Below are 11726 nucleotides of genomic sequence, written 5' to 3'. Positions count from 1 at the left end.
CGAGAAAGCACCGCCACCTTGTCCGACATGACCGAAATTGCCGCCTCCGACTTCCGCCACGCGCAGCGGCACATCCGGCTGGACACGATCCTGCGGCTGCGCTGGCTCGCGGTGCTGGGTCAGCTCGCCGCGATCTTCATCGTGGCACAGGGGCTGGAGTTCAACGTCGAGATCGTCCCCTGCGTCAGCATCATCGCCCTGTCGGCGGCGCTCAATCTGGCGCTCCAGACCGCAGCCAATCCGATGCAGCGGCTGGAGCCGATTCAGGCGGCCGGCCTCCTCGCGCTGAACATCGTGGAGCTGGCCGGCCTGCTGTTCTTCACCGGCGGTCTGCAGAACCCGTTCTCGTTCCTGTTCCTCGCGCCCGTGCTGATCTCGGCCACCGCGCTGCCGGCCCGTTTCACCTTCGGCCTCGGCCTGCTCGCCGTCACCTGCGCTTCGCTCCTGTTCTTCTTCCATTTTCCGCTGCCGTGGGATTCCGACGATCCGCTGGTGCTGCCGCCGGTCTATCTCGTCGGCGTCTGGCTCTCGATCGCGCTCGCAATCGGCGTCACCAGCCTCTACTCGTTCCAGGTCACCGAGGAGGCGCGCAAGCTCGCGGACGCACTGGCCGCGACCGAGCTGGTGCTGACGCGCGAGCAGCACCTGACCCAGCTCGACGGGCTGGCGGCCGCGGCCGCGCACGAGCTCGGCACGCCGCTCGCGACGATCTTCCTGATCTCGCGCGAACTGGAGAAGACGGTGAAGGACCCAAGCTTTGCCGCCGACCTGAAGACCTTGCGCGAGCAGACCCAGCGCTGCCGTGACATCCTGAGCAAGATCACCCAGCTCTCCTCCACCGGCGCGCCGTTCGACCACATGAAGCTGTCGGAGCTGATCGAGGAGGTGGTGGCACCGCACCGCGATTTCGGCGTCGAGATCAAGGTGCGGATCGCGGTAGCCGTCGCCGCCGAGCCGGTCGGCTCGCGCAATCCGGCGATCCTCTACGGCATCGGTAACATCGTCGAGAACGCGGTCGATTTCGCTCGCACCACCGTCGAGGTGAACGCATGGTGGAACAAGGACACTATCGAGCTCGTGATCTCCGACGACGGACCGGGCATTCCGCCCGACATCCTCAACCGGATCGGCGAGCCCTATCTGTCGCGGCGTCGTAACCAGGACGATGGCAGCGGCGAACGACGCGGCCTCGGCCTCGGCGTGTTCATCGCGCGCACATTGCTGGAACGCACCGGCGCCAAGGTCTCGTTTACCAACCGGACCTTTCCGGAACACGGCGCGGTGGTCCAGATCACATGGCCCAGGCAGCGTTTTGAGGCTATCGAGACGCACGAAGAAACAATAGGATAGCCGCGACCTTGCGTCGCACAACAGGGCCGATCGACCATCGGCGGCCTTGGCACCGCGTGATTGCGAGGCCATATGTCGATGCGCTGGAGAGAGGACAAAACCTTGAACGCCATTGCCGAACTGAACGAACAGAGCGACCGCTCGCTGCTCATCGTGGAAGACGACAAGCCGTTTCTGGAGCGGCTGTCGCGCGCCATGGAGACACGGGGCTTTTCGGTGACATCGTGCGACACCGTCTCGGACGGACTTGCGCAGATCGGCAAGTCGGCGCCAGCATTCGCGGTGGTGGATTTGCGGCTCGGCGACGGCAACGGTCTCGACGTCGTCTCGGCGCTGAAGAAGAAGCGTCCCGACGCACGCGCAATCGTGCTGACCGGCTATGGCAACATCGCCACCGCCGTCACCGCGGTGAAGATGGGCGCGATCGATTATCTCTCCAAGCCCGCGGATGCCGACGACGTGGTCGCGGCACTGCTCTCGACCAGCTCCGAGAAATCCGAGCTGCCGGCGAACCCGATGTCCGCCGACCGCGTGCGCTGGGAGCATATCCAGCGCATCTACGAGATGTGCAATCGCAACGTCTCCGAGACGGCGCGCCGGCTCAACATGCATCGCCGCACGCTGCAGCGCATTCTGGCCAAGCGCGCGCCGAGGTAATCCCGGCGCTCACTCGAGGAAACGCAAATCTCCACCCTTCATGGCTGAGGCGGAGATGCTCGACGTGGCAAAGCGCTGTCGCTTTGACCTGGCGTGGGCGTTTCGTGAGAGAAATCAGCGGCGGCGGAGGCGTAGTTAGCCACTCAGGCCGATGAGCTGCCGGACTTCGCAGCTCTCGGCGCGTACGCTCCTGGCTCAACGGCCTAAATCGGTCGGCGACTGAACGTGCCCGGCCCGATGCCCCCGCACTCAATCGACAAAGCCGGCTGCTGGCGTCGTGCGCTCGCTGAACCCGACGTTAACCTCAGACGGCGGATCATCGCGCCGACCTGACGCGTCGAACACTCGAGAGAACGATGGTTCACCCCACGCCGCTGCTTGCATCGCTTTGCTTCTGGACGGTACGCGCAATTGCCGTCGCTGTCGTCGCCGTAGCCGCACCAGGTGCGGGGCGTGCGCAGCAAGTCTCCCCGCCGGTCTGGACGGTTCCGGAAGTCGGCGCGCTGCCTGATGACGCCCATGGCCGGCTCGTGCGACGCGGGCGCGACCTCATCACGGCGACCTACGCCCATGTCGGGCCGAAGGTGCCGGACCCAGCCAAGCGCTATGCCGGCAACAATCTCGCCTGCAGCAACTGCCATCTCGAAGCCGGCACGAAAAAATTCGGCTTGCCGATCTTTGGACTGGTCGAGCTCTTCCCGCAATACAGTGCCCGCCTCGGCGCCGAGATCACGATCGAGGATCGTGTGAACTCGTGCATGGCGCGCAGCATGAATGGCCGCGCGCTGCCGCTCGACAGTCCGGAAATGCAGGCTTTCGTGGCTTACATCAAATTTCTCTCGTCCGGCGTGCCGGCGGGTAAGGCGTTGTCAGGACTCGGCACCGGATCAATGCCCGAGCTCGATCGAGCGGCCGACCCCGTTCGTGGCAAGGCGATCTATGCGAGCGCTTGTCTCTCCTGTCACAACGAGGACGGCTCCGGAATACGCCGCAGCCTGCCGAGCGTCGATCTCGGCTACATGGTGCCGCCGCTCTGGGGCCCCGATAGTTTCAACGATGGCGCCGGCATGGCGCGGCTGATTACTGCGGCGAACTTCTTGCACTTCAACATGCCGCACGGAACGGACTACCTGAATCCGCAGCTCACGGTCGATCAGGCCTGGGACGTTGCCGCCTATATGATCTCTCAACCACGTCCGAGAAAGGCCGGTCTCGACAAGGACTATCCAGATCTTGCGACGAAGCCGGTCGACACGCCTTACGGACCGTACCCCGACGGATTCGATCAGCAGCAGCACATGTACGGGCCTTTCGGTCCGATCCGAGCGGCGCACGCCAAAAAGTAGTCCCGACGGAGGGAACTCGGCGCCCTCGCATCACGAGGACTCCGGATCACGCCGCGCTTCGCTCAGCCCGCGCCTACTCCCAGAAATCCGCGTGGCCCTGCGGGTCGACCAGCCGGTTGATCCGCAAGGCTGCCGCCATTGCAAAGCGCACCGTCATCTGCTTGCGGGTCGGCGCGGCCATCTTGTGCTCGGGCGCCTCGCAATGCAGATGCGCGCCATAGGCGTCGGCGATGATCAGGCCGGTGTCATCAGGAAAGATCTCGCACGGCAGATCCTGCGTGAAGGCGAAGAACAGCCGGTCGCAATGGGCGCGGTACTCGTGCCATTTCTGGTCGGCGCGCAGATCCTCCACCGACGATTTGATCTCGACGATCCAGATCTCGCCGCGCTCGTTCAGCGCCACGAGATCGGCGCGCCGGCCCGACGGCAGCGGCAATTCGCTGATGCAGGAGAAGCCGAGCGAGCGCAAGAGCCGCGCCGTGCCGCGCGCGACCGCGAGCGCCGTCTCCGACTGGCGGCGATCGGGCGGCGGTACGAGAGCGATGTTGCGGGCGGTATTGTCCATCGGGGGAAGATAGCCGATTCCGTGAAGGGCGGACACTGTCTCCCCACCCGTCATTCCGGGCGCGTCACTTGGTGCGAGCCCGGAATCCATAACCACAGGGCGTAGTTGTGCAGGAAAGCGGGTAACTCCGAGTTTTCGCGAAACGGCATCCTGTGGCTATGGGTCTCGGGCTCGCGACTTCGTCGCGCCCCGGGACCAGAAAGCGGGAACCTCGCTTCCCCCACGCACTTATTACGCAGCCGCCGCACCTCGGCGGAACCCGAGGCTGCCCGCGCATGATCGACGATCTCTGGTACAAGAACGGCGTGATCTATTGCCTGTCCGTCGGCTCCTACATGGACGCCAACGGCGACGGCGTCGGCGATTTCAAGGGCCTGTTGCGGCGGCTGGACTATCTGCACGGGCTCGGCATCACCACGATCTGGCTGATGCCGTTCCAGACCTCGCCGGGCCGCGACGACGGCTACGACATCGCTGACTATTACAGCGTCGATCCTCGCTACGGCACGCTCGGCGATTTCGTCGAGTTCACTCACGGCTGCAAGCAGCGCGGCATCCGCATCATCATCGACCTCGTCGTCAACCACACCTCGGACCAGCACCATTGGTTCAAGGACGCGCGGCGCGACAAGAACTCACCCTATCGCGACTGGTATGTGTGGTCCGACAAGAAGCCGGCCAATGCCGACGAGGGCATGGTGTTTCCCGGTGTGCAGAAATCGACCTGGACGCGCGACAAGGGAGCCGGCGCCTGGTACTTCCACCGCTTCTATGATTTCCAGCCCGACCTCAACACCTCGAACCCGCATGTCCAGGCCGAGATCCTGAAGATCATGGGCTTCTGGATCCAGCTCGGCGTCTCCGGCTTTCGCATGGACGCGGTGCCGTTCGTGATCGCGACCAAGGGCGCGAAGGTGAAGAAGCCGGTCGAGCAATACGACTTGCTGCGCGCGTTTCGCGAATTTCTGCAATGGCGCCAGGGCGACGCCATCATCCTCGCCGAGGCCAACGTGCTCCCGAAGACCGACATGGAATATTTCGGTCGCGATGCCGACCGCATGCACATGATGTTCAACTTCCACGTCAACCAGCATCTGTTCTACGCGCTGGCCTCCGCCGATTCGCGCCCCTTGGCGAAGGCGCTGAAGGCGACCAAGCCGCGGCCCGCGACGGCGCAATGGGGCCTGTTCCTGCGCAATCACGACGAGCTCGATCTTGGGCGCCTGACCGAGGCGCAGCGGGACACCGTGTTCAAGTGCTTCGGACCCGACAAGGACATGCAGCTCTACGACCGCGGCATCCGCCGCCGCCTTGCGCCCATGTTGGGCGGCGACCGCAGGCGGCTCGAGCTCGCCTACAGCCTGATGTGCACGCTGCCGGGAACGCCTGTGATTCGCTACGGCGATGAGATCGCGATGGGCGACGATCTCTCGTTGCCCGAACGCAATTGCGCGCGCACGCCGATGCAATGGTCGACCGAACCGCATGGCGGCTTCACCAAGAGCGACAAGCCGGCCTGCCCTGTCATCGACAAGGGTCCTTACGGTTTTGAGCACGTCAATGTCGCCAAGCAGCGGCGCGATCCGAATTCCATGCTGAACTGGACCGAGCGCATCGTCCGCATGCGCAAGGAGGTGCCGGAAGTGGGCTGGGGTGATTTCACTGTCATCCCGATGCACGATCCCGCCGTGTTCATCATGCGTTATGACTGGCGCAACAATTCGGTGCTGTTCGTGCACAATCTCGACGAGAAGCCGCGCGAGATCGCGTTCTCGGCCGGACTACCCGGCGATACCGGCGCGCACCTGATCAACCTGCTCGCGGAGGACCACAGCCACGCTGACAAGCGCGGCCAGCATCGCATCGTGCTGGAGCCGTATGGCTATCGCTGGTATCGCGTCGGGGGGCTGGACTATCTGTTGAAACGGAGTGACATCGACGGCGACACCGTGGGCGGGAAGAAGCATCCGGGATAGCTAGAAATGTCGAATCTGCCCTGCCGTTTCAACGATCGTCATTGCGAGCGCAGCGAAGCAATCCAGACTGTCGCCGCGGAGAAACTCTGGATTGCTTCGTCGCAAGGGCTCCTCGCAATGACGGGGAGAGAGCGTCGGTCATCCGCAACCGTTGCGACGGCTACGAAGGCGGCGCCACCACCACGCCTTCATTGCCGCGCAAATCCAGCACGCCTTCGATCTCCTCACCTTCGCGGTCCAGGAACGTCGACAGCAGGATGCTGCTGCCGAATCGGATCGCGCTGGTGGTCACCGCGACCGGCTCGGGGCCGAGATTGAGCGCCACGATGACCGCCCTGCCGCCGGCCTCGCGGCGGTAGATCAGGAGATCGCCTTGCGCCGAGATCGGATGATAGTCGCCCGCGACCAGCGGGGGACAGTCTTCCCGCAAGTCGATCAGGCGCTTGTAGAGATTGAGGATCGAACGCGGATCGGCGTCGAGATTGGCCACATTCTCGCGGATATGATCCTCCGGCAGCGGCAGCCACGGCCTCGCTTGCGAAAAGCCGGCGAAGTTCGACGAATCCCATTGCATCGGCGTGCGGCAGCCGTCGCGGCCGACGCCGATGCCGGGCACGTTCTTCTCGAAGGGATCACGTACGTCCTCCGGCGCGATCGCGAGCTGGTGCATGCCGATCTCGTCGCCGTAATAGAGCGTCGGCGTGCCGCGCAGCGTCAGCAGCAGCATGGCCGCGACGCGGGCCTGCTCGGGACCGACGCGGCTCGCCACGCGCGGCCGATCATGATTGCCGAGCACCCAGTTCGGCCAGGCGCCCTTCGGCAGCGCCTTCTCGTATTCCTCGATGATCGTCTCGATCGAGCGCGCGCTCCAGAAGGTCGAGAGCAGCGCAAAGTTGAACGGCATCTGTGCGCCGGTGAGATCGTTACCGTAATAGGCCATGAGGCGGTGCAGCGGCAGATAGATCTCGCCGATCAAGACGCGGGCGCCATAGGAATCGATAACGCGCCGCATCTCGGCGATGACATCGTGCACTTCCGGCTGGTCGGTCGAGTACTGCGTCAGGATCTTCTCGTTCGGCGGCCGGCCCTCGACATAATGCGGGTTGGGCGGGTTGTCGCGGAATTCGGCGTCCTTGATCAGGTGCCAGATCACGTCGACGCGAAAACCGTCGACGCCCTTGTCCAGCCAGAACCGCATCACGTCGTAGATCGCGGCGCGGACGTCCGGATTGCGCCAGTTCAGGTCCGGCTGCTGGGCGAGGAAGGCGTGATAATAATACTGACCCGTGGTCTCGTCGAATTGCCACGCACTGCCGCCGAATTCGGACAGCCAGTTGTTGGGCACGCCGCCGTCATGCGCCGGATCACGCCAGATGTACCAGTCGCGCTTGGGATTGTCGCGCGAGGCGCGGCTCTCGACGAACCAGGGATGCTGGTCCGAGGTGTGGTTCGGCACGAGGTCGAGGATCAGCTTCAGGCCGTTGTCATGAGCGGCGGCAAGCAACGCGTCGAAGTCGGCCATCGTGCCGAAGAGCGGCTCGATGCCGATATAATCGGAGATGTCGTAGCCGAAATCCGCCATCGGCGAGGGAAAGATCGGCGACAGCCAGATTGCGTCGACGCCGAGCGATTTGACGTAAGGCAGCCGCCTGAGAATGCCGGCGAGGTCGCCGACGCCGTCGCCATTCGAGTCCTGGAACGAGCGCGGATAGATCTGATAGAAGATGCCGTCGCGCCACCAATTCTCGTTGCCTTGAGCCATGCCGACCACCCAAAATCTGCGCCTTGCGCGGGAGAACGCGACAGCAACGCCCGGGTTCAAATTGGCAGGCCAATTGGGACGGCCGTGTGACAGGGGCCGCGGCTGTTCCCGAACCTCTCGTCCGAATCTTTTGCGAATCTTTTGCTTGGCGGCCTGACAAAAATCGGCATTGTGGCGCCATGACCGAGCAAACTCACACCCAGGACTCCTCGCCACCCAAGGCGGGCGCGATCATCGTTCCCGTGACGCTGTTCGAGCAGAACTGCACCATCATCTGGGACGAGCCCACCAAGAAAGCCGTGGTGATCGATCCCGGCGGCGACGTGCCGAAGATCCTGAACGCAATCAAGCAGACCGGCGTCACCGTGGAGAAGATCTGGCTGACCCACGGCCACATCGATCATGTCGGTGGCGCTGCGGACTTGCGCGATGCGCTGAAGGTGCCGATCGAGGGCCCGCATGTCGCGGACAAGTTCCTGCTCGATAACGTGGTCGAGAGCGGCGCCCGCTTCGGCATGACCGGCGTGCGCGATTTCGCGCCGGACCGCTGGCTCGACGAGGGCGACACCGTCTCGATCGGCGATTTACAGTTCGACATCTTCCACTGTCCCGGCCACTCGCCCGGCAGCGTGGTGTTCTTCAACCAGGCGTTACGATTCGCCCATGTCGGCGACGTCCTGTTCGCGGGCTCGGTCGGACGTACCGATCTGCCCGGCGGCAGCCACGCCACGCTGATCAATTCGATCAAGACAAAGCTGCTGCCGCTCGGAGACGATGTCGGCTTCATCTGCGGCCATGGCGCAGGCTCGAGCATCGGTCAGGAGCGGATGACCAATCCGTTCATCACCGGCGAGATGTAGCAACGAACTCCGCTATCGTCACCGACAGTCCGCCACAGACTCCGCCGTCGTCCGGGACAAGCGCAAGCGCAGACCCGGATCCATAACCACAGGGAGACGTGGTTACGGGGACTCGGAGTTACGCTTTCGCGCCTCACTCAATCCTGGGAGTATGGGTCCCGGATCGGCGCGCGCTTGGGGCGCGCTTGTCCGGGACGACAGCGGGGATGGAGCTATTTCATCAACCCGGCCGCCGTGAGCGCGCGCGTGATGATCTGGCCGAGATCGAAGCCGTTAGACTTTTCTCGCTGCGGCTCGGCCTGCTCTTCGGCAATTGCTGCACGGATCAAGCGGGCGAGATGCGGCGCGGGCGACTGCGCCGGCTTCGTTGCAGGCTTCATTGCAGCCTTGGCCTCCACCTTCTTGGTCGCCGTGTCTGGAATCCAGCCGGTGAGGCCGAAGAACTTTGCGATGTGGTAGGACGAGGAAATGCCCGCCTCGATCAGGAACGCGCCTTCGACGCCGTAGCGCTGATCGTTGTCGGCGATCCCAAGCGGCGTGCCATGCGCCATATCGGTGATGGCGAAGGATTCGACCAGCGTTTCGCCGTCCTTGTTCCACCAGGCCTGGCGCGGATAGCCGTCGACGACCGTCTCCGCCATCGGCGCGTCAGGCAGGCCGTGCAGGTCGAGCCATTGCTTGACGATCTCGTTGGCATTGCCGGGATTGACGGTGCGGTCGGCGCTGCCGTGCCACACGGAGACCTTCGGCCAGGGCCCGCCATGGTCAGAGGCGCTGCGCACGAGATCGCCGAGCTCGCGCGCGGGACGCGCTGGGGAATGAAACATGCCGTCGAGCGCCTCGCGCAAATTCGAGGCGATACCATAAGGCAGCCCGGCAATGATCGCGCCGGCCGCGAAGACTTCCGGATAGGTTGCGAGCATCACCGACGTCATGCCGCCGCCGGCCGACAGGCCGGTGATGAAAACGCGCCTGTGATCGATGCGGTGCGCCTCGACCATGTGCGCGATCATCTCGCGGATCGAATGCGCCTCGCCGCTGCCGCGCACCGTATCTTCCGGATTAAACCAGTTGAAACAGGTGTTGCCGTTGTTGACGCGCTGCTGCTCGGGCATCAGCAGCGCGAAGCCATAGTGCCTTGCCAGCGTCGACCAGCCCGCGCCGAGATCGTAAGCCGCCGCGGTTTGCCCGCAGCCATGCAGCACGACGACCAGCGCGCGCGGCTTCTGCAATTGCGCCGGCACAAACGTGAACATGCGCAATGCTCCGGGATTGTCGCCGAAGCCAATAACCTCCTCCAAGGGGCTCGATGAATCAGCGCCGCGGCCGAGCTCGGCAAAGCGCAATCCGTCCAGCCTCGGCAGACGTCTCAAGAGATCGATATTTTTGGCTAGCGACACGGCAGCTTCCTGGTGGGCGACGTTCAACGTCAGTCCAACCAGATAGTTGCTGCATTGCAAAATAAAAAGACCGTGCGCTGTCAGTCGAGCGAAAATCGCGGGAAATCCCGCTGAAATCGGCACGCATTAACCGCGTTGCCTCAACTTCGTGCCGATGCACGACGCATCCACGCCAGAAATGCGGCACAGATCATAATCAATGTCACAAACAGCACGAGCGACGCGAGGAATCCTGCGCGCGCTGATTGCAGGGCTTCAACCGCGAAGAATACCGCGCCGATTGCGGCCACTCCGGCCGCATTTCCGATCTGCGCCGTGGTGCCGTAGATGCCGGAGGCCGAGCCTGCGGCGACAGGCTTCACCGTCGAGAGCACCGCGCCCGAGAGCGGCGCCATCACCAGTCCTTGACCATAGCCGAAGATGATCAAGGTGAACGCGAGCAGGAGCGGCGACGGGGCATCGACACAGCCCGCGACAAGCGCAAGTGCGGCGAGGCCGACGACCTGAAGCGCGCAGCCTTCGAGCAAAACCCTGGTGCCGCGATGGCGCGCCCGCACCCCGCTGTGGCGCGAGGCCACGACGAAGGCGAGCGCGAGCGGAATGAAGGCCATGCCGGCCGCGAGCGGCGGGATCTTGAGGCCCCGCTGCATGAACAGCGTCATCACCAGATAGAACGAGAGATTGGCGAAGAAGAAAAAGAAGGCGGCGCCGAGGCCGCGCAGGAAACCGGCGTCCGCCAGCAGCGTGAGGTCGATCAGCGGCATGCCGCCGGCGCGTGCGACCGCCTGCTCCAGCTTCAGGAACGCGGCGAGGATCACGCCGCCGCTTCCCATCACCGCCCACAGCCACGGCGCCCAGCCGACATCGTGGCCGAACAGCAGCGGGCCGATCAGGCACAACAGCCCCGCGAACAGCACCACGCTGCCCTTGATGTCGAGCCTTGTACCTGATCGGCGCGATGTCGACGGCATGATGCGCCAGGCGGCAGCCGCGATGACGAGGCCAAACGGCACGTTCACGAAGAACACCGAGCGCCAACCAGCGCCGGCGAGGTTGAGTGTGACGAGAAAACCGCCGAGCAGGAAGCCTGCGGCGCCCGCAAGCCCGAGCACGACACCGTAAATGGCGAAGGCACGGCTGCGCGACTCATCGGTGAACAAGAGGTGCAGCGTCGCCAGCACCTGCGGCACCATCAATGCCGCGGTCGCGCCCTGCGCCAGCCGCGCAACGATCAGCTCCGCCCCGGATTGCGAGAGGCCGCACCAGAGCGACGTCAAGGTGAAGCCGAGCAGGCCGGCCAGGAACACGCCCTTCGTGCCGTGGATGTCGCCGAGCCGGCCGCCGGTCACGACCAGCGTGGCATAGGCGATCAGGTAGATCGCGATGATGGATTCGATCTGGGCCGGCGAAGCCTTCAGGTCGACCGCAATGGTGGGAATGGCGACGTTGACCACGAAGGCGTCGACGCCGAACATGAACTGGGCGGCCACGACGATGGCCAGCACCCACCAACGACGGGACGAATCGATTTGCTTTGTGACGATTTGATGCATTGGCGCACGGATCTGGACTCGCGGCCCGATGATTTCAGATCGCGTACGGTGTCGCGATTACCCCACAGGTAGGATTCGCGTGCCCTTCGCCACTGGCGAAGGGGAAAGCACCGGGCATGGCGCTGTGGAGCACCTGCACGCAAGCATGAGAAGAGGAAGAAGACCCACGCATGCCTGCATTCCGCAACACGGGACATCGTGCGATTGCCTTCGTGCCATCAGGCACGTAGCCTGCCCCCCTCAACAAACAGAAAATC

The 11726-nt window shown here is 64.1% G+C and carries 9 protein-coding genes; 5 read left to right on the top strand and 4 right to left on the bottom strand.

Features of this window, described 5'->3' with window-relative positions:
• The first annotated feature begins 27 nt into the window (after positions 1-27).
• The 3 genes from EHH60_RS14905 (at position 28) to EHH60_RS14895 (ending at position 3353) form a co-directional block, all read left to right on the top strand.
• Entirely contained in the window at positions 28-1350 is a 1323-nt protein-coding gene (locus EHH60_RS14905; protein ID WP_124160336.1) for an ActS/PrrB/RegB family redox-sensitive histidine kinase, read from the top strand.
• A gap of 102 nt (positions 1351-1452) precedes the next feature.
• Positions 1453-2007, top strand: coding sequence for an ActR/PrrA/RegA family redox response regulator transcription factor (locus EHH60_RS14900; RefSeq protein ID WP_283811839.1), 555 nt, complete (start codon positions 1453-1455; stop codon positions 2005-2007).
• A 356-nt stretch (positions 2008-2363) separates the two neighbouring features.
• Positions 2364-3353 carry a c-type cytochrome gene (locus tag EHH60_RS14895; protein ID WP_124160215.1) on the top strand — a complete coding sequence of 330 codons (990 nt, stop codon included), beginning with the start codon at positions 2364-2366 and terminating at the stop codon, positions 3351-3353.
• 73 nt (positions 3354-3426) lie between these two features.
• Here EHH60_RS14895 and EHH60_RS14890 read toward each other — a convergent pair whose 3' ends face one another.
• Positions 3427-3918: an MmcB family DNA repair protein gene (locus EHH60_RS14890; protein ID WP_124160335.1), complete on the bottom strand. Its 492-nt coding sequence runs from the start codon at positions 3916-3918 to the stop codon at positions 3427-3429.
• Positions 3919-4193: 275 nt separating this feature from the next.
• Here EHH60_RS14890 and EHH60_RS14885 point away from each other — a divergent pair, with 275 nt between their 5' ends.
• Positions 4194-5894, top strand: coding sequence for an alpha-amylase family protein (locus EHH60_RS14885; protein ID WP_124160214.1), 1701 nt, complete (start codon positions 4194-4196; stop codon positions 5892-5894).
• A 160-nt stretch (positions 5895-6054) separates the two neighbouring features.
• Here the strand turns inward: EHH60_RS14885 and EHH60_RS14880 are convergent, their stop codons facing one another.
• Entirely contained in the window at positions 6055-7656 is a 1602-nt protein-coding gene (locus tag EHH60_RS14880) for an alpha-amylase family glycosyl hydrolase (protein ID WP_124160213.1), read from the bottom strand.
• A gap of 179 nt (positions 7657-7835) precedes the next feature.
• Here EHH60_RS14880 and EHH60_RS14875 point away from each other — a divergent pair, with 179 nt between their 5' ends.
• Positions 7836-8516 (top strand): MBL fold metallo-hydrolase, encoded by a 681-nt coding sequence (locus tag EHH60_RS14875; RefSeq protein WP_124160212.1) that lies wholly within the window; start codon positions 7836-7838, stop codon positions 8514-8516.
• Positions 8517-8728: 212 nt separating this feature from the next.
• Here the strand turns inward: EHH60_RS14875 and EHH60_RS14870 are convergent, their stop codons facing one another.
• Both EHH60_RS14870 and EHH60_RS14865 read right to left on the bottom strand, forming a co-directional pair.
• Positions 8729-9916: an extracellular catalytic domain type 1 short-chain-length polyhydroxyalkanoate depolymerase gene (locus tag EHH60_RS14870; RefSeq protein WP_124160211.1), complete on the bottom strand. Its 1188-nt coding sequence runs from the start codon at positions 9914-9916 to the stop codon at positions 8729-8731.
• A gap of 140 nt (positions 9917-10056) precedes the next feature.
• The gene (locus EHH60_RS14865) at positions 10057-11469 is read right to left on the bottom strand and encodes an MFS transporter (protein ID WP_124160210.1); all 1413 of its coding nucleotides are present in this window, start codon (positions 11467-11469) and stop codon (positions 10057-10059) included.
• Between the last annotated feature and the right edge of the window lie 257 nt (positions 11470-11726).

The organism is Bradyrhizobium sp. RP6, from assembly GCF_003837805.1.
Taxonomy (GTDB): domain Bacteria; phylum Pseudomonadota; class Alphaproteobacteria; order Rhizobiales; family Xanthobacteraceae; genus Bradyrhizobium.
The sequence above is the reverse complement of the archived record's forward strand: the minus strand, read 5'-3'. Positions and strand labels throughout refer to the sequence as shown.